The sequence below is a fragment of the Domibacillus sp. PGB-M46 genome (genome assembly GCF_022668875.1).
Taxonomy (GTDB): Bacteria; Bacillota; Bacilli; order Bacillales; family Domibacillaceae; genus Domibacillus.
Window position 1 is genome coordinate 101,436 of sequence record NZ_JAKGCR010000010.1, and the last position, 24,984, is coordinate 126,419.

General features: G+C 42.5%; 22 protein-coding genes. 21 read left to right on the forward strand and 1 reads right to left on the reverse strand.

Translation table 11 applies throughout. The features are described from left to right. Window positions 1–10: 10 nt before the first annotated feature. From gvpO to L2D08_RS13660, 11 genes are all read left to right on the forward strand, one after another. Entirely contained in the window at window positions 11–274 is a 264-nt protein-coding gene (gene gvpO / locus L2D08_RS13610) for a gas vesicle protein GvpO (RefSeq protein WP_242234395.1), read from the forward strand. Window positions 275–298: 24 nt separating this feature from the next. After that, window positions 299–1,219, forward strand: a complete 921-nt coding sequence (gvpN, locus tag L2D08_RS13615; RefSeq protein ID WP_242234396.1) for a gas vesicle protein GvpN — start codon at window positions 299–301, stop codon at window positions 1,217–1,219. Window positions 1,220–1,233: 14 nt separating this feature from the next. Further along, window positions 1,234–2,001: a GvpL/GvpF family gas vesicle protein gene (locus tag L2D08_RS13620; RefSeq protein WP_242234397.1), complete on the forward strand. Its 768-nt coding sequence runs from the start codon at window positions 1,234–1,236 to the stop codon at window positions 1,999–2,001. Beyond that, window positions 2,001–2,255 carry a gas vesicle protein GvpG gene (locus L2D08_RS13625; RefSeq protein WP_242234398.1) on the forward strand — a complete coding sequence of 85 codons (255 nt, stop codon included), beginning with the start codon at window positions 2,001–2,003 and terminating at the stop codon, window positions 2,253–2,255. Before L2D08_RS13620 ends, L2D08_RS13625 begins: the two co-directional genes overlap by 1 nt. A 13-nt stretch (window positions 2,256–2,268) precedes the next feature. Next, window positions 2,269–3,075: a GvpL/GvpF family gas vesicle protein gene (locus L2D08_RS13630; RefSeq protein ID WP_242234399.1), complete on the forward strand. Its 807-nt coding sequence runs from the start codon at window positions 2,269–2,271 to the stop codon at window positions 3,073–3,075. Between the two features lie 15 nt (window positions 3,076–3,090). Next, entirely contained in the window at window positions 3,091–3,366 is a 276-nt protein-coding gene (locus L2D08_RS13635) for a gas vesicle protein (RefSeq protein WP_242234400.1), read from the forward strand. Then, window positions 3,332–3,616: a gas vesicle protein K gene (locus L2D08_RS13640; RefSeq protein WP_242234401.1), complete on the forward strand. Its 285-nt coding sequence runs from the start codon at window positions 3,332–3,334 to the stop codon at window positions 3,614–3,616. Before L2D08_RS13635 ends, L2D08_RS13640 begins: the two co-directional genes overlap by 35 nt. Window positions 3,617–3,640: 24 nt before the next feature. After that, entirely contained in the window at window positions 3,641–3,973 is a 333-nt protein-coding gene (locus tag L2D08_RS13645; protein WP_242234402.1) for a gas vesicle protein, read from the forward strand. Window positions 3,974–3,988: 15 nt separating this feature from the next. Further along, window positions 3,989–5,731 carry a GvpT/GvpP family gas vesicle accessory protein gene (gene gvpT, locus L2D08_RS13650; RefSeq protein ID WP_304653932.1) on the forward strand — a complete coding sequence of 581 codons (1,743 nt, stop codon included), beginning with the start codon at window positions 3,989–3,991 and terminating at the stop codon, window positions 5,729–5,731. 1 nt (window position 5,732) lies between these two features. Further along, window positions 5,733–6,134: a gas vesicle accessory protein GvpU gene (gene gvpU, locus L2D08_RS13655; protein ID WP_242234404.1), complete on the forward strand. Its 402-nt coding sequence runs from the start codon at window positions 5,733–5,735 to the stop codon at window positions 6,132–6,134. Window positions 6,135–6,338: 204 nt separating this feature from the next. Continuing rightward, window positions 6,339–8,018 carry a glycoside hydrolase family 13 protein gene (locus L2D08_RS13660; protein WP_242234405.1) on the forward strand — a complete coding sequence of 560 codons (1,680 nt, stop codon included), beginning with the start codon at window positions 6,339–6,341 and terminating at the stop codon, window positions 8,016–8,018. A gap of 67 nt (window positions 8,019–8,085) precedes the next feature. Here L2D08_RS13660 and L2D08_RS13665 read toward each other — a convergent pair whose 3' ends face one another. Beyond that, a complete protein-coding gene (locus tag L2D08_RS13665) occupies window positions 8,086–8,700 on the reverse strand; it encodes a restriction endonuclease (RefSeq protein ID WP_242234406.1) in 615 nt (204 codons plus the stop codon). Between the two features lie 348 nt (window positions 8,701–9,048). Between L2D08_RS13665 and lacZ the strand changes: the two genes are divergently transcribed. From lacZ to L2D08_RS13715, 10 genes are all read left to right on the forward strand, one after another. Then, window positions 9,049–12,186 (forward strand): beta-galactosidase, LacZ type, encoded by a 3,138-nt coding sequence (gene lacZ, locus L2D08_RS13670; protein WP_242234407.1) that lies wholly within the window; start codon window positions 9,049–9,051, stop codon window positions 12,184–12,186. 238 nt (window positions 12,187–12,424) lie between these two features. Then, window positions 12,425–14,203, forward strand: coding sequence for a sensor histidine kinase (locus tag L2D08_RS13675; protein ID WP_242234408.1), 1,779 nt, complete (start codon window positions 12,425–12,427; stop codon window positions 14,201–14,203). Beyond that, on the forward strand, window positions 14,178–14,927 hold the full coding sequence (locus L2D08_RS13680) for a LytR/AlgR family response regulator transcription factor (RefSeq protein WP_242234409.1): 750 nt from the start codon (window positions 14,178–14,180) through the stop codon (window positions 14,925–14,927). Before L2D08_RS13675 ends, L2D08_RS13680 begins: the two co-directional genes overlap by 26 nt. Before the next feature lie 132 nt (window positions 14,928–15,059). Beyond that, complete coding sequence (cstA, locus tag L2D08_RS13685; protein WP_242234410.1) at window positions 15,060–16,853, forward strand: carbon starvation CstA family protein; 1,794 nt, start codon at window positions 15,060–15,062, stop codon at window positions 16,851–16,853. 373 nt (window positions 16,854–17,226) lie between these two features. Continuing rightward, window positions 17,227–18,036 carry a hypothetical protein gene (locus L2D08_RS13690; RefSeq protein WP_242234411.1) on the forward strand — a complete coding sequence of 270 codons (810 nt, stop codon included), beginning with the start codon at window positions 17,227–17,229 and terminating at the stop codon, window positions 18,034–18,036. A 394-nt stretch (window positions 18,037–18,430) separates the two neighbouring features. Continuing rightward, window positions 18,431–19,618: an ATP-binding protein gene (locus L2D08_RS13695; RefSeq protein ID WP_255821957.1), complete on the forward strand. Its 1,188-nt coding sequence runs from the start codon at window positions 18,431–18,433 to the stop codon at window positions 19,616–19,618. 177 nt (window positions 19,619–19,795) lie between these two features. Continuing rightward, window positions 19,796–20,104, forward strand: coding sequence for an STAS domain-containing protein (locus L2D08_RS13700; RefSeq protein ID WP_242234412.1), 309 nt, complete (start codon window positions 19,796–19,798; stop codon window positions 20,102–20,104). Window positions 20,105–20,383: 279 nt separating this feature from the next. Continuing rightward, complete coding sequence (locus L2D08_RS13705; protein ID WP_242234413.1) at window positions 20,384–21,151, forward strand: TIM barrel protein; 768 nt, start codon at window positions 20,384–20,386, stop codon at window positions 21,149–21,151. A 396-nt stretch (window positions 21,152–21,547) separates the two neighbouring features. Then, window positions 21,548–22,390, forward strand: coding sequence for an STAS domain-containing protein (locus tag L2D08_RS13710; protein WP_242234414.1), 843 nt, complete (start codon window positions 21,548–21,550; stop codon window positions 22,388–22,390). 183 nt (window positions 22,391–22,573) lie between these two features. Beyond that, on the forward strand, window positions 22,574–24,151 hold the full coding sequence (locus L2D08_RS13715) for an FAD-dependent oxidoreductase (protein WP_242234415.1): 1,578 nt from the start codon (window positions 22,574–22,576) through the stop codon (window positions 24,149–24,151). Window positions 24,152–24,984 lie beyond the last annotated feature (833 nt).

Consider the following 24,984-nt stretch of genomic DNA (forward strand, 5'->3'; position numbering starts at 1 on the left):
GGAGGACATAATGGAGATTAAACAAATTATTGGGAATGTTACAGAGTTCTTTAACGAATTCGTAGCTCCCGTTCACAAAATTACTTCCGTAGAAAAAAACGATAATGGCTGGCAGCTGACCGTGGAAGTAATTGAAGAAAAAGAATATATGAAAAAGTATGCAAAAGACGAAATGATCGGTGTATACGAGGTTTTTTTAAGTGAAGAGAAGGAAGTAACTTCTTATAAACGACGAGATATTCGGTATAGAAGTTCAATTAATTATGAAGCATAGGACGCGGGAGTAGGAGGAAAAAGAGTGACCGTCTTAAAAAACAAGATCAATAAAAATTCAAAAGAGATTGTCCATGATCCAGAGACAGAAGACTTGCTTTCCCGCTCGCTGCAATATTTAAAAGCGGGCTACCCTATTCACTTAACAGGACCGTCTGGAACTGGAAAAACCTCGCTGGCGCTCGCTCTGGCAAAGAAAAGAAAAAAACCCGTCATGCTGATCCACGGCAACCATGAATTAAACAATAAAGATTTAATTGGTGATTTTACTGGCTACACGAGTAAAAAAGTAGTCGATAATTATGTTCGTTCTGTATATAAAAGAGACGAAAGTGTAACAGAAACATGGAGAGACGGGCGGCTGCTGGAAGCCGTAAAGAATGGCTACACCCTTGTTTACGATGAGTTTACCCGTTCAAAGCCAGCCACTAACAATATCTTTTTATCTATTTTAGAAGAAGGAATCCTTCCTTTATACGGAACAAAATTAACAGAACCGTTTGTTCGGGTCCATCCTGATTTTGCCGTCATTTTCACCAGCAATCCTGAGGAATATGCAGGAGTCTATCAAACACAAGAAGCACTGCTTGATCGCCTGATTACGATTTTTATTGACCATAAAGAACACGATCGGGAAGCAGCTATCATTTCAGAAAAGATAGATATCGCCCAGGAGAAGGCGGCAGCGATTACCGCCCTTGTTGCCCAGTTACGCGAAGAATGCGAAGCGGACAACGGACCAAGCCTGCGCGCTTCATTAATGATTGCCAGGATAGCGGCGGAAGAAGAAATTCCAGTAGACGGGTCAAACGCCGCTTTTCAGCGTTTATGTCTTGATGTACTGGCGCATCAAATGAGTCGGTGCATCAAATCGGATAATCCAATGAAAGCAGCAGGAGAATTAGTGATACAAGCGTGTCACAATATGAAAGTTACTGAGGAATAAAGGAGCGTTTTACAATGAGCCAGGAAGAATCAATGGGTATTTATATTTTTTGCGGAATTCAAATGGAAGCAGATGAAAGCTTCGGTGAAATAGAGATGGAAGGGGAAAGAAGAGAGCTGTTCACCATCCGGTTCAAAGATGCAGCCATGGTGGCTGCAGAGGTACCGATGAAAATTTACCATCCGAACAAAGATAATTTGATGATGCACCAGCAGGCGGTTTCTCTTGTGATGAAGAAAAATGACACTGTGATACCGGTTAGTTTCGGAAATGTCTTTCATTCAAAAGAAGATGTAGGTGTGCTTTTAGAAAATTTATATCCACAATTTGAAAAGCTTTTCCCAGAAATAAAGGGAAAGGTGGAGCTCGGTTTGAAAGTCATTGGCAAAAAAGAATGGCTTGAATCAAAAGTAAGCGAGGATGCCAGCATAGAAAAAATGGCACAGGCAGTAAAAGGGAAATCAGAAGCAGCCAGCTACTATGAACGAATTCAGCTGGGGGGAGCTGCCCAGAAACTTGTGACATCATTGCAAAAAGAGACAGAGCAGGATATCTTCCATCCTTTAAAGGAGCTGGCAGAAGCATCAAAAGTGAATGATCCGATCGGAGAGAAGATGCTCCTAAATGCAGCGTTTCTAGTAGATCGTGAGAAAGAAGCAGCATTTGACCAGAAAGTAAATGAGCTGCACGACCAATGGGAGGATCGAGTCGAATTCAACTACAGCGGTCCGTGGCCGGCTTATAACTTCGTCAATATTAGATTGAAAGTTGAGGATGCCTAATGCTGCACAAGCTGATTTCTGCGCCGATCAACCTTGTCATCAAAATTGGAGAAAAGGTAAAAGAAGAAGCAGATAAAGAGCTGTACGACCTGCCTACCATTCAGCAAAAGCTCATTCAGCTCCAGATGATGTACGAGCTTGGGGAAATTCCAGAAGAAGCTTACAAAGCGAAAGAAGAAGAACTGATTATACGGTATGAAATAGCCAAACGAACGGAAATGGAACAATGGGAGCATATGACAAAGAAGAAATGAGGGCAGTAAGAACATGGATCGTCTAATTTATTTGTATGGATTGGCTCAAACGGAGGAAGCAGCCAGCCAGCCGCTTCCGCCTTTGAAAGGTTTCGATGATACAGGAGATTTATATACCGTTCCGATAGGAAAGCTGACGGCTATCGTGTGCAGCTTAGACGCAAAAGAGTACGCAGAAGAAATCATTAAAGACCGGATTAATAATGATATGGAATGGCTTCAGGAAAAAGCCTTTCACCATCATGAAACAGTTATGAAGCTGGCAAAAATGTATACCTTAATTCCATTAAAGTTTTGTACATTGTACAAAAACGAAGACAGCTTGAAAGCGGCTGTTCAGTTAAACGAAGGCAAAATGCTCGATACGTTTGCTTTTATCACTGGAAATGAAGAATGGAATGTAAAAATTTATTGTGAAGACGAACAATTAAAAAAGGAAGTAAGCGAGAATAACCCAACTATAGAAGCAAAAAGAGCAGAAATCAGTCAATTGCCAAGAGGAAAGCAATTTTTTGAAAAGAAAAAGCTGGACAAGGTCATTGCGTCCGAGCTCCAAGAAGAAAAAAACAAAGTAAGTGAACACATTCATTCCCGCCTAAGTGAGTTTGCCGTTCGAGGAAATGTAAAAAGAACATGGAGCAGCGAAGTGACCGGACGGCAGGAGGAAATGACATGGAACGGTGTATACCTCATTTCCAAGTCGAAAGTCGAAGATTTTTTAAAACAAATTCAACAATATGAAAAGGATATGAAGGAAAAAGGCTGGCAGTTTCAAGCGTCGGGACCCTGGCCGGCCTATCACTTTTCAAGCTTTTCATAAAGAAGGAAGAGAAAGATGTCACTAAAGGAATCGATCGAGAACAAGGATATTGCTTTAATTGATATTTTGGATGTCATCCTGGACAAGGGAGTGGCGATAAAAGCAGATTTGGTCATCTCTATTGCAGGAGTTGACCTGGTTTATCTGGATTTAAGAGTACTGATTGCTTCGGTAGAATCGCTTGTTCAAGCTCAACAGGAAAACAACAAAACCATTTCTTCCGTACAATTTGATAAACAGAGGGAGGATCTCACTCATGCAACCGGCCAGCCAGACAAATGGAAAAATTAACTTAGACCCTGATAATGCAGAGCATGGATTAGCGCAGCTAGTGCTAACGGTTATTGAGCTGCTAAGACAAATTGTAGAAAGGCATGCAATTAGAAGGGTAGAAGGCGGCACGCTGACGGATGAGCAAATCGAAGACTTAGGCGAAGCTCTGATGAACCTGGAAGAAAAAATGGAAGAATTAAAAGAGATTTTTGGCCTGGATGCGGATGATTTAAATATCGATCTTGGTCCTTTGGGAAGCCTGCTTTAATTAAAATGCCGAGGAGGACTATTCATGGCAGTCGAACATTCCATGCAATCCAGTACGATCGTGGATGTATTGGAAAAAATATTAGATAAAGGTGTTGTAATTGCAGGAGACATTACGGTCGGTATTGCGGATGTTGAGCTGTTAACCATCAAAATACGCTTGATTGTCGCTTCTGTTGATAAAGCAAAAGAAATCGGCATGGACTGGTGGGAAACCGATCCGTATTTAACATCCAAAGCAGCCGATCATCATACGAAAGCGCTTGAAGAAGAAAATAAAAGACTTCATGAGAGGCTCGAATCACTGGAAAAGAAGATATCTACAAATCGCATGGATACTAAAGAATTCAACTACTAAGCAGGAGGTTCTATCATGGAAAAAGCGAAAGAAACGGAAAAGCAGACTCAGGAAACAAAAAACGAGAACAGTCCAAATAGCAGCTCACTCAGACGATCCCTTGCAGGAGGATTAATTGGGGCTGCCGTGGGTTATATGGCCACGCCCGAGAATGGAAAGAAGCTGCTGGAAAATGCAAGTCGGGATAAGTTAAAGAGCACAGGCTCCGGCTTGGGCCAGGCAATGAAAGAAAGATCAAAAAAAGCAGTGGCTTCTATTAAACATTCAGCCGGAAAGGTACTGGACAAAAAAGAAGATGTTTCAGTAGAAGGATATGCGAATGATGAAGGAGAACAGAACAGCGGAAATGAGACAAGCCTTACACTAGACACAGATCATAAATCCACTGGTGAAAATGAGCAAACATCAAATCAAGAAAGCAGCGATTTCAATGATCGGTTAGACCGGCTGGAGGAAATGCTGACAAAATTCATAGAAACAAAAAACGGCCAGGAAGGGGACAAAGCGCAAAATAAAAGTGGTTCGAGTGAGGCAACTGAATCAACCACAGCATCAAATGAAGGAAAGAATGAAAAAGAAGATTCGCCAAAACAGGAAAGCGGTAAAAGTGAGCAGCCAAAATTTAAAGAGTCGGATCACGACGGAGGCTCATCATCGTATTTGCAAGAGCCTTTAAATAACAAAGGGGATAAGGAAGAATCAAAAGCTCAGCAGGACGATCAAGAAAATAAAAAGGAACCGAAGACAGAGCAGGCAGGCGAAGAAAAAAACCAAGAATCGAAAGAGCGACTAGGAAACAAGGAGAATGATGATACAGCACAACCCGAATCAAAAGATAAAGGAACTGGCGAAGAACAACCAGCTCAACCAGACGATAATGAAAAGAATGACGAAAAGGTACAGTTAAAATCGGAAGAATCTGAGACAAACAGTAAAGAGGAATCACCAGAGTCAGACGAAAAATCAATGAACAAGGAATATGAGGCATTAAAGGAAGAAAACGGAAAGTTGCAGGACCGTCTAGGTAAAATAGAAGAAATGCTCACAAAAATGCTTGGAGAAAAAGATAGGAACCAAGCAGCAGATTCTAACCAAAACGACGATGGGCCGGATAAAAGAAAACATGATAAAGAAGTTCAGGCGCAAGAGCAGGATAAGAAAGAAAGTGACGAAAGTTCTAAGGACGCTGAAAAAAAAAGTCCAGTAAATAACGAAGAGAAGCAAACTTCAGAAGAAGATCAAAAGAAAAGCGATAACAACGATGAGAATGAAAAGAAAAATGAAGAGGCAGAACAAGATAAAAAAGAAGATTCTCAAGATGCTGGAAAAAATCAAGTAGATAGCGGAGAAAAACCGAATTCGGATGAGAATCAGAAAGAAAACGAGGAACTTGATGAGAAGAATGAGAATGAAGCAGGAAAAGAAAAAGTAAAAGATCCATCTAAGGATCAAGACCAGGAAAAGGATAGCAAAACAGAAGGTCAGGAAGAAAAGCAGGGGAATGATAATAAAAATGAAACGCCAAAACAAGATCAAAAAGATAAAGAAAAGAATGAGAGCAGTAATGATGTAAAAAAGAATGATATCGAAAAAGATGATCAATCAAAGAAGCAAAATAGCACGGAAGCAGTATCACTGTCCAGCGATTCAAACAACGAAGAGAAAGCAACCTATTATAATGTTCTTTCCAATGAGAAAGTAGAGGAAAAAGTAGAAGACACGTACCTTCTTTTAAATGAGATGAGAAAGGAGACGTAATATGAGCAGCAGTTCGAGTGCAGCCAAAGATAGTATTCTTGAGTTTTTTGTCGAAGCGGCAAACAAAGAGGATTTCTCCTTAGATATTACGTTAAATGTAAAAGGTGCTGTGATTACAGGTACACTGGTATCTGCGCAAGAATATTTCCACATGCTGAGTGAAACTTTTGAAGGCGGAAACGAAACGGCACAAATGGTCAGTGACCAGCTTGAAAAAGCCGGAGAAGCGTCGCGCACGAACGATACAGAAGCACATTTTCTTCATATGAAAGACACAAAGGTCTACTGCGGCGACAGCAAGCCTACTCCTTCAAAAGGAAAAATTCTCTGGCGGGGAAAACTAAGTGAAATAGACGGCTTCTTTTTAGGAAAAATATTCGATAGCAGTGACAAAGAAAGATAAGGAAAGAAAAAGTGGGCAATTGCCAGCAGAGCTGGCAATTGCTCTTATTTTTTAAAGAAGGATTCGAAAAATAATTGCGGGCCATGTTTCCGGGTTGTCCACAACGGATAAAGTGCTTTGAAGGCAAAATGCATTTTTTATTCAGCAAGAAACCATTCAACAGGCTTGTAAATCAGTTAAAGAAGGAGAGAAAGGGCGGGTAAAATGGAGAAAGCATGGTGGAAAGAAAGTGTGGTTTATCAAATTTACCCAAGAAGCTTTAAAGACTCTAACGGAGACGGGATTGGTGATTTGCCGGGGATTATCTCCAAACTTGATTACTTAAAAAAATTAGGGGTAGACGTTGTCTGGCTTTCACCTGTTTACAAGTCACCCAATGATGATAACGGTTACGACATTAGCGACTACCGGGATATTATGGACGAGTTTGGTACGATGGCAGACTGGGATGAACTGCTCGCCGGTCTTCATGAACGGGGTATGAAGCTGATGATGGACCTCGTTGTCAATCACTCATCGGATGAGCATGCCTGGTTTATAGAGTCACGTAAATCGAAAAACAACGAATACCGCGATTACTACATCTGGCGCCCTGGTAAAAATGGGAAGGAACCAAACAACTGGGTTTCTTTTTTCAGTGGTTCAGCCTGGCAGTATGATGAAGCGACCGATGAGTACTACCTTCATTTATTCAGCAAAAAGCAGCCCGATTTAAATTGGGAAAACGAAATCGTCCGACGTGAAGTGTATGACATGATGACCTGGTGGCTGGACCGGGGCATTGACGGGTTCCGGATGGATGTAATTAATATGATTTCCAAAGTAGAAGGACTGCCGGATGGCCAGCAGCAGGAAGAAGGCGGGTATGCGTGGGGCGGCGACTATTTTTTAAATGGGCCGCGTGTTCATGAGTACTTACAGGAAATGAACCGGAACGTCCTGTCAAAATATGATATTATGACCGTCGGTGAATGCCCGGGTACATCAGTTGAAGATGCACAGCGGTATGCCAACAGCGAAGGAACAGAATTGAATATGATTTTTACCTTCGAGCATATGGATCTGGATGCCGGGCCAGGCGGCAAGTGGGATATGCGGCCCTGGCAGCTGCAGGAGTTAAAAGAAGTGATGTCTAAATGGCAGTATGGCCTAGAAGGAAAAGGCTGGAACAGCTTGTATTTAAATAACCATGACCAGCCCCGTATGGTCTCCCGCTTTGGGAATGATGGAGAGTACCGGGTAAAATCAGCGAAAATGCTTGGCACGTTCCTGCATATGCTCAAAGGAACTCCATACATTTATCAAGGCGAAGAAATTGGAATGACAAACGTACAGTTTGATATTACCGAATATAATGATTTGGAAATTTTAAATATGTACGAGGAGCGTGTAACCAAAGGAGGAGGGGACCATGCAAAAGTAATGGAAGCCATCCACGCCAAATGCCGTGATAATGCCCGCACACCGATGCAATGGGATGCCAGTGAAAATGCCGGGTTTACTACAGGCATTCCGTGGCTAGGAGTCAATCCGAACTATGAGGAAATCAACGTAAAACAAGCCCTGGCCAATCCTGATTCTGTATTTTATCATTATCAGAAGCTCATCAAGCTCCGTAAGCAGCATGAAGTGATTGCCTATGGAACGTACGAATTAATTTTAGAGGATCATCTACAAGTATATGCATATACACGTATACTTAAAAATGAGATACTGCTTGTGCTCAATAACTTTTCTGCAGAAGCAGCCGATCTACAGTTACCAAAAAATATTAAGTATGAATCAGCAGAGCTGCTGATCAGCAATGAACCCGCTGAAGGAGAGTTAACGCCTTCTATTACGCTGACTCCTTATGAATCGAGAGTCTATTTACTGAAAAAATAGTAAAGAAGCAGAAAAGCAACCTTGCCTCCTTGGCTTGTACGAGTGAGGCAGGGTATTGAGATATGTTTCATTTTTCATTCCATGTATGAATAGTAAAAACCGGAGGAGGCGTCTCCGCCATATTTTCCGTAATCAGCTCAATCAGCTCCCTTCTCGCGATCAGCTTTACGCCGCTTCTCTTGGCAAGCTCAAAGGCATTCTTCGAAAACGTATTGTTGGTTACGACCCACGCTTCATCCGCCTGGTAATACATTTTGGCAGAGAAAACTTCCTGTATGGAAGAGATGCCTACTGCTTTACTGTATCTTTTGGCTTGTACCACAATGAAAGTTTCATCTTTCTCCATCAATAAATCCGCCCCATAATCCCCGGAAGCAGGCGTTACTTCCACTTCATAGCCCATTGCTTCAAACAATGCACCAAGGTAGTTTTCAAATTCTCTTCCATTCATCACGTCAATTTCTTTAATACCTGACTGCACCATTTTGTTTTTGGCTGACTTTTGTCTTTGCCACTGGAAATAAAAGTATAATGCGGCGGAGGTCATCATGATGAATAACGCAATTCCCGCAGCCAGCAAATGATCCGCTGCATAATGGAGAATGACAAGCAGAATCAGAAAGCTGATAAGGAGCTGGTTAGAGAGCAGCTGGGGGCTTTTTTTAGGTTTGTTTTTAGCCATATTATCTTTCCTTTCTTTGAAAGTCAGCCTCCGCTACCTTATTCATTTTTATTCACGTTTATGATTCCTTTTTGTTTTTCACCGTTTTCCTATTTATCCAAACGAAAAAGAATTTAATCAGCGCTTGCTTTATACTTTTCTTCTCTTAAAAATTTGCATAATATAAGAAGAGGTTATTGTCTGAATTTTTCATCAAATAAAAGAGGCTGAATAGTAGAATCAATAAAGAGTAGTGATGCTTTCAGAACAAAGACGGCTGGGGAGCGCTTCATAAAGAAAATGATGAAACGGAAAAGAATAGACGCGAGTAAGAAAGCAAAATGAGAGAATCTCAGATGGAGGATCTACATGATAAAACAATCAAAAAAGTTCACATATAGTCCGCCGCAAAATGGCTTTCCCGAATGGAACAATAATCCGGAGATTTTTCAGCTGAACCGCCTGCCGGCCCGGTCTACTCTGATGCCGTTTCGAACTGTAGAGGAAGCATTAGCGGGTGACCGGATGGCATCGGATTACTGCCAGTTACTGAATGGAGAATGGTTTTTTTCATTTGCTGAGAACCCTGACAAGCGGGAGCGGGCCTTTTTTGAGCAGGAATTTGACTGCTCCGCCTGGGGGAAAATGAAGGTGCCTGCCCACTGGCAGCTTGAGGGATATGATTACCCGCATTATACAAATGTTCGGTACCCGTGGGAAGGAAAAGAAGATGTTAAGCCGCCTTTTGCGCCAACACAGTATAATCCCGTCGGCCAGTATATTCGCACGTTTACGGTTCCAGAAGAATGGAAGAACCAGCCGGTTTATATAAGCTTCCAAGGAGTAGAATCGGCTTTTTATGTATGGATAAACGGGGAATTAGCAGGGTACAGTGAAGATACATTCTCACCGGCTGAATTTGATATGACTCCTTATTTGGCCGATGGTGAAAACAAACTGGCAGTTGAAGTATACCGCTGGTGCGACGGAAGCTGGCTTGAAGATCAGGATTTCTGGCGGATGAGCGGAATTTTCAGAGATGTATATATGTATTCAACACCTATTCATCATATAGAGGATGTTTTCGTCCGGACAGAGCTGGACGAAACTTATACAGATGCAGTGCTGAAAGTAGACATCAAGGCAGTAAACTATGAGCAGGAAAAAGAGGGCCCGCTTTTTGTACAGGCAATGCTGTACGATGATCAAAATCTATCTGTTTTTGAAAGCCCTTTAATGATGGAAGTTCTATTTAATGAACAAGGACAGGCGGCTGTATCAGGAGAAGTCTTTGTGAAAAATCCAAAAAAATGGAGCGCCGAGCAGCCGAATTTGTATACGCTCGTTTTAACGCTTGAAGGGGAAGATGGTACTTTTATAGAAGCCGAAAGCTGCAAGGTGGGCTTCCGTACATTTGAATTAAAAGACGGCCTCATGAAAATCAACGGCCAGCGTATTGTATTTAAGGGCGTTAACCGGCACGAATTTTCGTCCCGAACAGGACGGGCTGTGACAATAGAAGATATGCTGCACGACATTATCTTGATGAAGCAGCACAACATCAATGCGGTCCGTACTTCCCATTATCCAAACCATCCGCTTTGGTATGATTTGTGTGACGAGTATGGACTGTATGTGATTGATGAAACCAATTTGGAGACGCATGGAACATGGAAATACGGGCAGAAGGAAGAAGGGGCAGCTCTCCCGGGAAGCAAGCCGGAATGGGAAAACAATGTACTCGACCGGTGTCAATCCATGATGGAGCGTGATAAAAACCATCCATCTGTGCTGATCTGGTCGCTTGGGAATGAGTCATTCGGCGGCGATAACTTTCTCCACATGCGGAATCTGCTGAAAGCAAAAGATCCATCCCGTCTCGTTCATTACGAAGGAATATACCATTATCGGGAGTCGGAAGCAGCAAGCGATATGGAAAGCACCATGTATGTGCCGCCCGAAAAAGTCGAGCAGTATGCGCTCGAAGCAGCAGGAAAAGAAGGCGCCAAGCCGTATATTTTATGTGAATACAGCCACGCCATGGGCAATTCCTGCGGCAACTTGTACCAGTATACAGATTTATTTGATCGGTATCCGATCTTGCAGGGGGGCTTTATTTGGGACTGGCGTGACCAAGCATTGGAAGCGGTAACAGAGGATGGCCGGCCGTATCTTGCCTATGGAGGGGACTTCGGTGAAACGCCGCATGACGGAAATTTTTCTGGAAACGGGCTGATTTTTGCAGACGGTACGGTGTCGCCAAAGTTGTACGAAGTGAAAAAGTGCTATCAAAATATTCGGTTTGAAGCGATGGATGTAAAAAATGGTCTTATAAAGGTTTTGAACCAGCACCTGTTTATCGATTTAAGCGAATATCAAGTTGAATGGGACCTGATGGAAGATGGAGAAGTGAAACTGGCCGGCACGGAAGAAATTAAGGTGAAACCTCAATCATCCGGCACGATTTGCCTGAACGATTTAACAGAGGAAAGAGACGGAACAAAAGAGCAGATCGTGACCATTCGCCTTGTTTTAAAAGAAAACACACGCTGGGCCCGAAAAGGACACGAAGCGGCCTTTGAACAGTTTGTTGTTCCCCCGCTTGTCCAAGACAGGCCAAAGCAGGCAGCAGCCGGAGAATTGCGGACGGAAGAAAATCCTGAAACGGTGCAGGTAAAAGGTGATGATTTTAACATTATTTTTAACAAGCAGACGGGTGAGCTGAATTCTTATCAGTATGCGGGACAGGAGCTGTTAAAAAGCGCCCCGCGGCCGAACTTTTGGCGGGCGATGACGGATAATGACCGAGGCAGCAAGCTTCACGAACGCAGCGAGCCGTGGCGCAAAGCATCGGAACATCGGGTGCTGCTGTCCTTTCAGGCAGAAGAGCTGGATCGGTCGATGGCTGTAACCGCCGTGTATGATCTGCCGGATGCTGCCCACTCTTGCTGCGTCGTTCGGTATACAGTGGCCCCGGACGGTGAAATATTAACAGAGCTTGAGCTCAAGCCGCAGGAAGGGATGCCCGAAATTCCAGAAGTGGGCTTTTTGTGGACAATGGAAAAAGAATTTAACGAGATAAAATGGTATGGGAAAGGTCCTCATGAAAGCTACTGGGATCGTAAACACGGTGCCAGAATCGGTGTATACAGCGGCAATGTGAAAGAGCAGATGGTGCCGTATTTAAAACCGCAGGAGTGCGGGCATAAAACCGAGGTCCGGTGGGCCATGGTCACCAATAAAAAGGGCGTGGGTTTATCCATCACAGGACAGCCGGCAGTGGAACTAAATGCGCTGCCGTACACACCGTTTCAGCTGGAGGAAGCCAGCCACAGCTACAAACTGCCGCCGAGTGATCATACCGTCCTGCGCGTTCAGTTGAAGCAGATGGGTGTCGGCGGGGATGACAGCTGGCAGGCGAAAACCCATCCGGAGTTTACTCTTTTTGCCGACCAAACGTATGGCTGTTCATTTGTTTTGAAAGGGACAAAAAAGGAACTGTCATAACGAAATTTTTTAGCAGCAGACGAAAAGAGGGGGAAATCTGTGAAAGGGCGGGCTCTTTAACAAGAGCCCGCCCTTTATTGTTGTGTGGATTTTAAGAAGAGCATACCTTTCCCTGCTCGCGGAAGGGAAGCGTTAATGTCTCTAGATGATTATGTTAAAATAAAAAAGATGAAAACATGTATTTTCCCTTTTCATCCTTTGGAAACAGCACCATGACTTGGCGGGAAGGCGATGAATCATGATTAATCTTATTCCTCTTATGATTGAACGGGTGGGGATTATTCTCATTTCCGTTTTTCTTTTTTCCCAAATGAAACATTTCCGCAAATTGATTCATAACAATCAGGGCACCCGGGAAAAACTGCTCCTCGTTGCGATATTCGGATTTTTGGGTGTCATCAGTAATTATACAGGAATCCAAATCCATTCAAATTCGATTACTGAAAACAGCTGGCTCATCGTCCTGGAGCCAGACAGTGCCATTGCAAATACAAGAATACTCGGCATCGCTATCGGTTCCCTCTTGGGCGGCCCTGTTGTAGGTATTGGAATCGGATTTATTGCGGGCATCCACCGCTTTTTTCTTGGCGGGTTTACAGCTGCCGCTTGTGCGCTTTCCGCTGTTTTAGCAGGAGGTGCAGCCGGATGGCTTGGTATGCGGTATAAGCGGAAAGCACCTATTAGCGCCCCTTTTGCTATCGTGGTGGGTATTTTAATGGAAATTATCCAAATGGGGATGATTCTTCTGATGGTTAAACCGTTTGAGCCAGCGTGGGAATTGGTGAAAGTTATTGGTCTTCCGATGATTACCATCAATGGACTTGGGATGCTTCTTTTTATGCTGCTGATCCAAAACATTTTACGCGAGCAGGAACGCACAAAAGCCCTGCAGACGAGCAAGGCGTTCTACATTGCCGATCAAACGCTGCCGTTTTTTCGGCAAGGGCTGAATGCCGAATCCTCTAGGGCTGTAGCGGAGACAATGCTTTCACTCACAGAAGCGGATGCCATTGCGATCACGAATACGAAAAGCGTTTTAGCCCACACTGGAACAGGAGAAGACCATCATAAACCGACAGCAGGGTTTTCAACAGGGCTGACGAAAAAAGTTTTACAGGAAGGCAGAGTGCTTACGGCGAAGAGCCGGGAAGAAATCATCTGCACAAATCCATCTTGTCCGCTTCGGGCCGCCGTTGTTCTTCCTTTGAAAGTGTACGGCCAAACGGTCGGCACATTAAAGCTTTACTTCACCAATCCGAGTGATTTAACTGAGGTAGAACGAGAGCTGGCTGAAGGGCTGGCCAATTTATTTTCTACACAGCTGGAACTGGCGCAGGCGGAACAGCAAAGCAGGCTTTTAAAAAATGCAGAAGTAAAAGCGCTGCAGGCTCAGGTTCATCCACACTTTTTATTTAATGCCATTAATACCATTTCGGTTTTATGCCGCACCAATCCAGAAAAGGCCAGAAAGCTGCTGCTGGAGCTAAGCCAGTTTTTTAGAAGCAACCTGCAGGGAGCACGGCAGATGGTCATTCCACTTGAGAAAGAAATTGAACATGTGAGAGCTTACCTGTCGCTTGAGCAGGCACGGTTTCCAGACCGGTATGAGGTCTTTTTTGATATTGAACCGGGTCTTGAGAAAAGCCTGGTGCCGCCGTTTATTCTTCAGCCGCTTGTTGAAAACAGCATCCGGCATGCTTTCTCTGGTTCTAAAACAAAAGGAGAAGTAAGAATCGAGGCTTTTTCGGATCAAACTTATATGCACATTCAAGTAACGGATAACGGAAAAGGTATTCCAGAGGAGAAGCTCGACAGGCTGGGAAAAGAAACGGTTTCGTCCAAGCACGGTACGGGAACCGCATTGGTGAATATTCGCAGCCGCCTAGAAGGAATGTATACGCAAGCTTCATTTACGGTTACGAGCGAAGAAAACAGGGGGACAGCGATAATGATCCGCCTACCATTAGAAAGAAAAGGAGGTCCAGCTTATTATGATGAAAGCGTTTATAGTCGATGACGAGCCCCTGGCAAGAGATGAGTTGAAATATCTCTTGCTCAGGACCCGCGAAGTAGAAGTGACAGGGGAAGCGAGCAATATAGCCGACTCGCTTCCGCAAATTAAACAAACAAAACCGGATCTTGTTTTTTTGGATATTGAGCTTTCTGAAGAAAGCGGCTTAGAACTGGCGGCTGAAATTCGCCAGCTTGAACACAAGCCGGCGATTGTTTTTGCGACTGCTTACGATGAGTTTGCCCTGCAGGCTTTTGAACTGAATGCTATTGATTATGTGCTGAAGCCATTTGACGAACATCGAATCAACCAAACGATTGACAAAATTAAAGCAATCCGTATGATCGGCGGGCAGCGTCCAGATATTCTTGCAGAAATGCCAAAGCCTACCGCCGAGCTGCAAACCGGAAAACTGGCGGTGGCAGCCGATGAACGCATTGTGCTGATTGACAGGGAAGCGATTCTTTATACAGCTTCTTCAGAAGGAAAAACCCTGATTAAGACGATGTCTTCTGAATACAAAACACAGGAATCCCTGACCGCGATTGAGAAAAAGCTCAGCTCCTCTGCTTTTGTCCGGGTACACAGAAGCTTTTTAGTAAATATCAACCACATTGATCAAATCGAGCCGTGGTTTAACTCAACCTACAATTTAGTCATGAAAGATGGATCAAAAGTGCCGGTCAGCCGTACATATGTAAAAGAGCTAAAGCAGTTAATCGGATTTTAACGCTTTTTTGCAACTCAGCCGTTTATTTTTGCATTTCACGGTGCAAATGCTGCTTATTGCGTTGAAAACGCTAACAATTCGTTTTCATTTGGTATAGTGAAAGGGCAAAAACATATAGGGGAGGCCCTTAAAATGAATGCGATTACAATGGTAATAGGTTCAATTTGTATTTTAATGATTGCATACCGCTTGTATGGAACATTTATGGCTGTAAAAGTATTAAAACTCGACGATTCGAAAAAAACGCCTGCCCATGAGCTTGAGGATGGCAAAGATTACGTGCCGACGAATCGGTGGGTCACGTTTGGGCATCACTTTGCAGCCATCGCCGCAGCAGGCCCGCTTGTCGGTCCTATTTTGGCTGCTCAGTTTGGTTATCTGCCAGGTCTTCTCTGGCTTTTGATTGGAGCGGTTATTGGCGGCGCTGTTCATGATGCGGTTGTTTTATTTGCATCTATGCGTCAAAAAGGCGAGTCGCTTGCTGAAATTGCAAAGAAAGAATTGGGTCCGGTAGCCGGCTTTTGTACAGGTCTTGCCATGTTATTTATTATTACGATTACGATGGCCGGCTTGTCCATGGTCGTGCTTCATGCACTCGAGCACAATCCGTGGGGGACGTTTGCAGTCGGCATCACGATTCCGATTGCGATGGGTGTAGGTCTCTACCATAAAAAAACAGGCAATTTAAAAGGTGCTTCGATTGTGGGATTCCTCCTTATTATGGCTGCTGTTTTCTGTGGTCCATACATTCAAGGAACGATTTTAGGAGATTGGCTGACACTCGATGTGAAAACGCTGTCGCTTATTTTGCCTATCTATGCTTTTTTTGCTGCAGCACTGCCGGTCTGGCTGTTGTTAGCACCACGTGACTACTTGAGCAGCTTTATGAAAATCGGCGTTTTCGTCGCCTTGATTGCCGGTGTGTTTATTGTAAATCCGACTATTGAAATGCCGGCTCTTACACAGTTTATTGATGGAGGCGGACCTGTGTTAAGCGGTCCTGTCTGGCCGTTTATCTCTATTACGATTGCCTGCGGGGCCATTTCCGGGTTCCACGCTTTTGTCGGATCAGGTACAACACCGAAGATGCTGGACCGCTGGAGTGACATTAAACCGGTTGGCTTCGGCGCGATGCTGGTCGAGTGTGTTGTTGGAATTATGGCACTTGTGGCAGCGACTGCTTTGCACCCGGGTGACTATTTTGCGATCAACTCCACACCCGAAGTTTTTCGGACGCTTGGAATGGAAACGGTGAACTTAGCTCAGCTGAGCCAGGATATCGGCTTGGATCTGGAAGGACGGACTGGCGGCGCTGTGACGCTTGCAGTCGGCATGACGTATATCTTCACCAATGTTCCATGGTTTCATAATCTGGCTTCTTTCTTCTTCCAGTTTGTTATTATGTTTGAAGCTTTGTTTATTTTAACTGCGATTGATTCAGGAACACGGGTAGCGCGATATTTAATCCAGGATTTTGGCGGTGCTTTCTATAAACCGCTGAAGCGTGTGGACTGGATACCGGGTAATATCTTTGCCAGTGCACTTGCCTGCCTGCTTTGGGGCTATCTGCTTTTCTCTGGAGACATCGGATCGGTTTGGGCACTGTTTGGCGTTTCAAACCAATTAATGGCGTCTATCGGCTTAATTATCGGAGCAACCATCATTTTGAAAATAGCAGACAAGCGTCGTTATATGCTGACATGCTTAATTCCGCTTTCTTATCTATACGTCACCGTTAATTACGCTGGCTACTGGATGGTGAAAAACGTATATCTGAATGCGGATGCAGCGGGATACAGCGTTTTAAATGGCATGCTTTCGATTATCATGCTGATTCTGGGCATTGTGATTATGGCAGCAGCCATAAAGAATTGGCTGCAAAACTGGAATAACCCAGCCGTAAAAATGCGCAGAGAAACAGCTTAAATATAAAAAAGACCTAACGTTTTCGGTTAGGTCTTTTTTATATGCAGAATGTCTAACAAAAGCCTTTTTCCGTGTAATGTGAGGGCGGAGAGGCTAAAAGTACGATTATTCATAGGGTAGCAAGTACAAAGAAGGATACGATCGTCAGTACGAACTTAAGTACGATCTGTTGATCTCGAAACGGGCTGGATTTACAGGGCATTTTAAATAATGTTAACTATTGGTTACATTTCCATTTCGATTTGAACTTTTTTGACCTAACATTACATCCTCTTTTCAATTTGGTTAAAAACGGCAAAAATATGTGTATAGAGGAAAAAAGGAGGTATAACGTATCTTGTAAGACCTAGTAACCTTTACAAGGAGGAGAAGTATGAAAATCAAACAACCACTTTTAAAAGCAACGGCTCCAGCATTGGCCCTTGGCCTGGCGTTCGGTGCGCAGGCAGACGCTGAGGCAGCAAACGTTAAAACAGCCGTGCAGGCGTCCGTTGGGACAGAAGCAGCTGTAAAAGAAAAAAGCGGAGGTTCGATTTTACACCGTTTGAATCCTGTTGAAAAAAGAGTATCTTCTATTGAAAGTGAACTCGCCATTGTCGCTTCTGGACTCGAAAGCACAGAAACGCTGACATCTGAAGAGTACGATGGGTACTTGAGCCAGCTGAATTCACTGCTTAACCGGACGAACGCAGCGACCAACCAATTGAATGCAGTAGCGAAAAAATCCGGGGAAGAGACACCTGAAGTGATAGAAGTAGAAAACAAGATTAGTGATGTGGTGACGCAGGTCTTAGACACTCAAAATCTATTAGGCACGATCGAAATCGTTCCAGAGACACCAGAACTAGAACTTCCTGAAGAAGGAACAGTGGAAGAACCTATTGCTCCTGTAGAGGAGGGAACGGATGAAACAGAGGTCCCTGAGGAAGACACAACTGAAACTGCAACTCCTGAAGAAGGAACAGTGGAGGAACCTGTAGCTCCTGTAGAAGAGGGAACCGATGAAACAGAGGTTCCTGAGGAAGAAACAACTGAAACCACAACTCCGGAAGAAACCGTGGAAGAACCTGCAGTTCCTGTAGAAGAAGGGACAGATGAGGTAGAAGCTCCTGGGGAAAACACGGAGGAAACAGCTCCGGCAGTAGAAACAGATGAAACGGCAGGAGATACTGTATTGCCGTAAAAATAGTAGAATGTTTGGTAACATAAATAAATAACTGAATGAATGAAAGCTTTTGCCAATCCATATACCTGGCAAACGACCAATAAAGGATGAGAAAACCCCTGGCTTCCAGGGGTTTTCTTTTTCCTGGTAAGTAAAAATAGTTGTTTTATTCATCGTATAAAGCATTTAACAGTTCACCATGGTAAATATCTGAATATTGTTAAAACGAGCCAGACTTTTTAAAAAGAAGATTGCGGGAGTGAGAACAAATAGATTATGATTAGGAAAATTGTATGAACGATTTCCTTGTGTGTTCAATAGGCGGTGCATCGGTGGAATTGATAACGAAGGACTTACTCATTAATTTTCTATTTGTTTTGCTTCCTTTGTTTTTAATGCAAATGTTTTATTATTGAAGTACTCCTACCGCTTTGAAAGGTTTAAAGACACCTGGTTTGTTATCTTCCTGCTGATCTCCTTAGCGATGTGCATGTTTTTCCCTTTTTCATTCGGAAACGGGTTTACGTGGGATCTTCGCAGAGTTCCTCTTCTGCTGGGATTCTTATATGCGGGGCCAAAAAATGGTTTTCTTCTACTGGCGGCTCTTTTTTTAATCCGTTATTTTGTAGGTGGAAGCGGCTTTTATGTGACCCTTTGGTCGTATGCTGCGATGGCAGTATTAGCTGCTCTCGTTTCTAAACATTATATAAAGATGCCTTTAAAACAAAAGCTGCTATCAAGCGTTTTATTGGTTTTTATTTCTTTGCTGCTCACTTACTTTGCTGCCATAAAGGTTTCCGATATTCATTTAACAACTGATATGTGGATTGTTTACTTTTTGCTCAACATTGTAAGTATGTGGATCGCTACAGCTATTTGGGAAGTCATAAAAACAAATTTTGACATCCTGCAAAAATTAATAAAAGCAGAAAAGCTGGACATTGTCAGCAACCTTGCTGCGAGTATTTCCCATGAAGTAAGAAACCCGCTGACGGCGAGCAGAGGATTTATGCAGTTATCACATGAGAGTTCGGTTTCTCCAGAAATAAAAGAGTATATCAGGCTGTCCATTCAAGAATTGGACAGAGCGACAGACATTATTAATGACTATTTAACTTTCGCTAAGCCTACACCTGAAAAAATGGAGAAAATCCTGGTACATCAAGAGATTTACCAGGTCGTGAATATTCTTACGCCTTTAGCAAACATGAACAGCGTCAATATTAAGTTGAGCTTTAAAGAAAATGAGCCTTTCTATGTGCTGGGTGAAAGAAAAAAATTAGAACAGGCTCTCATTAATATTATGAAAAATGGAATAGAAGCGATGGAAAGCGGCGGGGAAATGTCCATCCGAGTAGAGTATGAGGTCCGTCGTCTCTTTATTAACATTTCCGATACGGGAAAAGGGATGACCAAAATGCAGATCGACCGTCTTGGCGAACCTTATTTTACAACAAAAGAAAAAGGAACGGGATTAGGGTTAATGGTTTCGTTTAGTATTATTCAAAGTATGGACGGGAGCATTACAGTAAGAAGTGAGATCGATAAAGGAACTTGTTTTTCTATTGTACTGCCGGTTACTGCTGCTGAGATATCTTAAACGGTCATTGTGCAGCCTTTCCTTTTGTAAATAAAGCAGCTTTTCGGTCCACAACTGTGTTCACAGAGGAACATAATCAAATTTCAGACAGAAACTATCAAGCCCACCGGGAAATGATTTATGAGCTAAGCGCACCTTGTTATTGTTTTGAACGAAACAACAGGGCTGCTCCCGCTTATGGGAGAACTAGATCACTCGCGGGCTAAGTTTACCACCATTGAAAAAACGATAAAGCAGTGTGCGCAAAAAAATATAGATTGTCTTTTCATTGATTTATCCGGAGTAGTAGCAATCGATGGAGAAGCCGGCCATCGGCTTTTTCAATTGCATAAATCTTTAGGGCTGATCGGTGTAAAAACCATTCTATCAGGGGTTCGTCTTAAGGTCGCGCAAACGGCCGTGCAACTGGGGCTTTCTTTTGATAAAATTCCCGTTACCTTAACATTATCGCGGTCTTTAAATTATAACCCAAAGAACCTTCACTAAACAAAGGGATCACTATCATGCAGCGATCCTTTTTCTATTGAAGTCATTTTTGGAAAAGCAAAATGTAGCACTTAAAAAAGAGGACGTAATGTTTATGACGAAAGCCGTACTATGTGAAAACAAGTTAAATAAAACCTGAAATTGTTGCGATTTTTGAATAACTATTTTTGATAGCGGGTATAACACGTTTATCTATTCTTATAGTCCTTGTAGTCAGGCTACAGCATGGTCAAAAAATCAACAAAAGTGCTGATTTTATTACAATAAAGGAGTGGTAAAATGAAAATTTCTTTTAATATTGAAAGCTTATTTCAAGGTCAGGATCCTTGTGAAGCAATGCGTATGTTACATGAAAAAGAGTTGAACATTGTTGAGTTTTGGTCTCCTCATGATAAGGACCTGCAAAGAATCAAAGAAACAAAAGAGGAATTAGGGATAGATATTGCGAGCATTGTTGTGAAGCCCGAAAGTTTTGTGGATCCTTCTAATCGGGAAAAAGCGCTGGACGCACTAAAAGAAACAGCAAAAGCGGCTAATTATCTCGGTAGCAAACTGATGGTTCATACGGTTGGTTTTGAAGTGGATGGTTTAACACGCCAGGAGATGAGAAAAAGCTTAGTGGAAGGGCTAAAAGAAAGTATCCCTATTCTAGAAGAACACAATGTTACTACGGCTATTGAACCTCTTAACACAAAAGTAGATGCGGAGTTAAGTGGTTACTATCTGAATACATCAGAAGAAGCATTTGATATTGTGAAGGAGATAAATCATCCTTTGGTGAAAGTTTGTTACGATATCTATCATGTTCAAATTATGGAAGGACATGTAACTTCTCGAATGATCAATAACATTGATCACATCGCTCATATACAAGCAGCAGGTACCCCGGGAAGGCACGAGCTATTTATCGGCGAGTTAAATTACGATAATATTTTCGATGCAATTAAACAAACCGATTATTCTGGTTATGTAGGCATTGAATACTTCCCAATTCATAATCCAGTCGAAGATTTAGTCCAAATCCATCAAAAACATCATACAGGATAAAGGGACACTATTGGAACCTCATATCTGCTGTTTATTTGAGAACTGTTCTATTCTGTTTTCTATAGTATAATAAAGAAAGGCCTTGTGCCTTTCTTTTTTTGCAAGTTAAGCAGGCGTTCATACCTTTTTTTATTTTTTTCGTAAATACATAACTTTTTAAACAGGTTTAATGTTAAATAATCTCGTATAAGTGAGCAGCTATCCTGCAAAGTTGAGTCCTTCGAATCAGCTTTTTTACGATATAATTGAACCCACAAAAATACAAGAACAGTTTTATTGGCGACAAATTACAGCTTATTAGCGCAGTGTAATTTAAGAGTGAAAAGGATTGAAGCCTTTTCATAATTGGGCATATATTTATGCATGCAGCAAATACATAAGGCCTTGGAGGAAAAAATGAAGAACGAGTTGCAACTTCTTGGGGAGAAAATTTTAGAAAAAAAATATCAAATTGCCGAACGGGTACATCTGAAAGCAATCAACAAAGCAGCAGCACAAAAACTCCCAATGACTGAAAAAGAAATCATCGACATCCGGGCGAATTTCGTGAGGTTATTCGGGGAAAGTCTTCTTCAGGAAGCTGATGCAGACACAGGAGGCCAGCCTTTTTTAAAATGGGGAAAAGAAACAGGCAAGCGCGTATGTGATTTAGGTATTCCGTTAGATCAAGCATTAAAAGGAACGAGTTATTATCGAACTTGTATTTGGGAAGTGCTGGGGGAGGAAATGCTGAATCATAATATGTCGTTGGCCACGTCACTAAAGGTAGGTTCTATTTTAGACCCGCTTTTAGATGAAGCTGTTTATGCATTCAGCTCCGCCTACGTCCAGTGCCACGAAGAAACCCTTGAAAATTCAAAACGCGCTTTTCTGGAGTTATCTGTACCCGTTGTGCCACTCGCAAAAGGAGTGGCTGTATTGCCGCTTATTGGAAACATTGATACAGAAAGGGCACGTCTTTTAATGGAAGAAGTGTTGCAAAAAGCTTCTGAAAAAAGATTGTCTCATCTTCTTTTTGATTTATCGGGTGTATTAGTCGTTGATACCATGGTCGCAGATCAAATTTTTAAAATCGAAAAAGCGCTGGGACTACTTGGTGTAGAAACCATTTTAATTGGCATCAGGCCGGAAGTAGCCCAAACGATGACAAATCTAGGCATTGACACAGGCCGATTAAAAATCAAATCCAATTTAGAACAGGCATTAAAAGACTTAAATGAGTCTTTTGATCTTTTATAAAGAAGCTGCAGAGCAGCTTCTTTTTTATGTCCAAGCGGCTCCTTTACGTGTAGTTTCGGTCACTCCTTTTATGTATACGTCAATGAAAAAAATGGCAACCTATAGGGAAACGGTCAAGCAAAATAAGTCAGCCTCGGCCAGCCTGCTGGCCGTATAACTGAAATCATAAGTGGAGGTTTTTAAGTGGAGCTAAATAAAAAGCTGAATGGGAAGCTGCCGGGGGATACACAATCATTTTGGAGAGATTCCATTGATTTACCGGCATTTCCTCGTTTAGAAGAGGATCTCTCTGTAGATGTTGTGATTGTAGGCGGGGGAATCACCGGTCTTACTTCTGCTTACCTTTTAGTGAACGAAGGATTAAAAGTAGTCGTCTTAGAAGCAGGGAAATTGCTAAATGGCACAACTGGGCATACAACCGCAAAAGTCACTGCTCAGCATGGATTAATTTACGACGAATTTATGCACAATTTTGGAACAAACAAAGCCAGATTATATTATGAGGCCAACGCAGAAGCGCTTCGCTTTATTCAAGAAACCATAGAGCAGCATCAAATTGATTGCGATTTTCGTATAGAAGATGCGTACCTGTACACGTCGGCAGACCAGTATACACGAAAACTTGAAAAAGAAGCAGAAGCTTATCAACGTCTTGGTATTAACGGCGGCCTGGTTGATCGTATTCCTTTTGAAATGGATGTAAAAACAGCACTTGTTATGAAAGACCAGGCTCAGTTTCATCCATTGAAATATCTCGCTCATCTGATCAAGGAGATTACGAACAAAGGGGGGGTGATTTTTGAAGATACGACATGCGTGAATATTGAGACGGGAGAGTATCCAACTGTTCTCACCCGCAGAGGATCTCGTGTGCAAGGAAGATTTGTTCTTGCCTGCACTCATTTTCCTTTTTACGAAGGGACCGGGCTTTACTCAACCCGAATGCATGCAGACCGTTCTTACGTTCTTGCGGCTAAAACAAAAAAGCCTTACCCGGGTGGAATGTACTGCAATGTTGAAGAGCCCGCCCGTTCCCTGCGCTCTGTGACAATCAATGGAGAGGAAATGGTACTGATTATAGGAGAAAACCACAAAACGGGCCAAGGAAAAGAGACCATTGACTATTACAACGCGCTTGAACAATTCGGAGATGATGTTTTAGGAATCGAGGATGTTCTTTATCGCTGGTCAGCCCAGGATTTGGTGACACTAGATAAAATTCCTTATATCGGTCAAATCACTTCGGAAATATCAAATGTCCTAATTGCGACCGGCTTCAGAAAATGGGGAATGACCAACAGTACGGCAGCTGCGCTTTTATTCCGGGATATTGTTCGGGAAAAATCAAATCCTTATGAGGATTTATATTCGCCGTCACGTTTTTATGCCCATCCGAGCTTAAAAAACTTCCTGCTGGATAATGCCGATGTGGTCGGCCACTTAATCAAAGGAAAACTAGAAAAACCGACGAAAAGTGTAGAGGATTTGGCGAATGATGAAGGAGCAGCGATTACAATTAATGGACACCGTAAAGGAGCATATCGGGATACCGAAGGAAATCTGCATATTGTCGATACAACCTGTACGCATATCGGTTGTGAAGTTGCGTGGAACAGCGGGGATCGTACGTGGGATTGTCCGTGCCATGGTTCTCGGTTTTCCTATACAGGAGAAGTGGTGGAAGGACCGGCTGAAAAACCATTACAGCGGCATGATCACCGCATGCTGGACAATCTCACCTCAGAAGACTCGGGATATTAAGCTAATATGAATATTGACCAAAAAAATTAAACAGCTTCTATAATAAATGAAGAAGCCCTTAATTTTAGGATGAGTATAAGGGCTTCTTATTTCATTTTAAATGTTATGTTCAAAATGTTTTCCCCTTCATTGTTAAGAAGCGAACAAGTCCAGCAGAAAGCGTGTTTGAGACATAGGCAGTATACTTGGAAAACCGACGGGTTTACGGACCTTTTTTAATCACTTCATTACCGGGCAAAATGCAAGCCTTATGAAGAAGGAGATCCTTTTAAGCGGTAGTATCGTACGCAGGCTGATCCTTATTCAAACATACAGCTATTATCGTTTTATTCCTTGTCAGCAATAAAAAGCTGAAAAGGGAATAAAAGACATGAAAAAATTTATTGATAAAGAAAAATAAACATGATATGTTATTAAACGTCGCTTCTGAGGCAATCTAAACTAATAACTTGTGTTCAGTTGGTTTGATTATTTCAATATAATTTACCAACAGAAAAATGTTATTGGCTTTATGTTAAAGGTACTGGGATGGTTGTATATCGCGTTAGCGTATAGTAAAGTAAAAGAAGTTTAAGTCGCAATAATGATTTATTAAAATAATATTTTGATAAGAAGTTGTTGACTTGAAAAGTTATACATGATATGATTATTTAGCTGTCGGAGATGACAGTAAAGAGAATTGATCTTTGAAAACTGAACAAAATAAACGTCAACGTTTTAATTTTTATCTCCCACTAAAAACACCCCGTGTTTTAGTGGGAACAAATGAGCAAGTCAAACTTTTTTGGAGAGTTTGATCCTGGCTCAGGACGAACGCTGGCGGCGTGCCTAAT

Excerpts from the sequence above, each read along its gene's own strand:
- gvpO (WP_242234395.1), top strand. The coding sequence starts at position 11 with ATGGAGATTAAACAAATTATTGGGAATGTTACAGAGTTCTTTAACGAA.
- L2D08_RS13620 (WP_242234397.1), top strand. The coding sequence starts at position 1,234 with ATGAGCCAGGAAGAATCAATGGGTATTTATATTTTTTGCGGAATTCAA.
- L2D08_RS13625 (WP_242234398.1), top strand. The coding sequence starts at position 2,001 with ATGCTGCACAAGCTGATTTCTGCGCCGATCAACCTTGTCATCAAAATT.
- L2D08_RS13630 (WP_242234399.1), top strand. The coding sequence starts at position 2,269 with ATGGATCGTCTAATTTATTTGTATGGATTGGCTCAAACGGAGGAAGCA.
- L2D08_RS13635 (WP_242234400.1), top strand. The coding sequence starts at position 3,091 with ATGTCACTAAAGGAATCGATCGAGAACAAGGATATTGCTTTAATTGAT.
- L2D08_RS13640 (WP_242234401.1), top strand. The coding sequence starts at position 3,332 with ATGCAACCGGCCAGCCAGACAAATGGAAAAATTAACTTAGACCCTGAT.
- L2D08_RS13645 (WP_242234402.1), top strand. The coding sequence starts at position 3,641 with ATGGCAGTCGAACATTCCATGCAATCCAGTACGATCGTGGATGTATTG.
- gvpT (WP_304653932.1), top strand. The coding sequence starts at position 3,989 with ATGGAAAAAGCGAAAGAAACGGAAAAGCAGACTCAGGAAACAAAAAAC.
- gvpU (WP_242234404.1), top strand. The coding sequence starts at position 5,733 with ATGAGCAGCAGTTCGAGTGCAGCCAAAGATAGTATTCTTGAGTTTTTT.
- L2D08_RS13660 (WP_242234405.1), top strand. The coding sequence starts at position 6,339 with ATGGAGAAAGCATGGTGGAAAGAAAGTGTGGTTTATCAAATTTACCCA.
- L2D08_RS13665 (WP_242234406.1), bottom strand. The coding sequence starts at position 8,700 with ATGGCTAAAAACAAACCTAAAAAAAGCCCCCAGCTGCTCTCTAACCAG.
- lacZ (WP_242234407.1), top strand. The coding sequence starts at position 9,049 with ATGATAAAACAATCAAAAAAGTTCACATATAGTCCGCCGCAAAATGGC.
- L2D08_RS13675 (WP_242234408.1), top strand. The coding sequence starts at position 12,425 with ATGATTAATCTTATTCCTCTTATGATTGAACGGGTGGGGATTATTCTC.
- L2D08_RS13680 (WP_242234409.1), top strand. The coding sequence starts at position 14,178 with ATGATGAAAGCGTTTATAGTCGATGACGAGCCCCTGGCAAGAGATGAG.
- cstA (WP_242234410.1), top strand. The coding sequence starts at position 15,060 with ATGAATGCGATTACAATGGTAATAGGTTCAATTTGTATTTTAATGATT.
- L2D08_RS13690 (WP_242234411.1), top strand. The coding sequence starts at position 17,227 with ATGAAAATCAAACAACCACTTTTAAAAGCAACGGCTCCAGCATTGGCC.
- L2D08_RS13700 (WP_242234412.1), top strand. The coding sequence starts at position 19,796 with ATGGGAGAACTAGATCACTCGCGGGCTAAGTTTACCACCATTGAAAAA.
- L2D08_RS13705 (WP_242234413.1), top strand. The coding sequence starts at position 20,384 with ATGAAAATTTCTTTTAATATTGAAAGCTTATTTCAAGGTCAGGATCCT.
- L2D08_RS13710 (WP_242234414.1), top strand. The coding sequence starts at position 21,548 with ATGAAGAACGAGTTGCAACTTCTTGGGGAGAAAATTTTAGAAAAAAAA.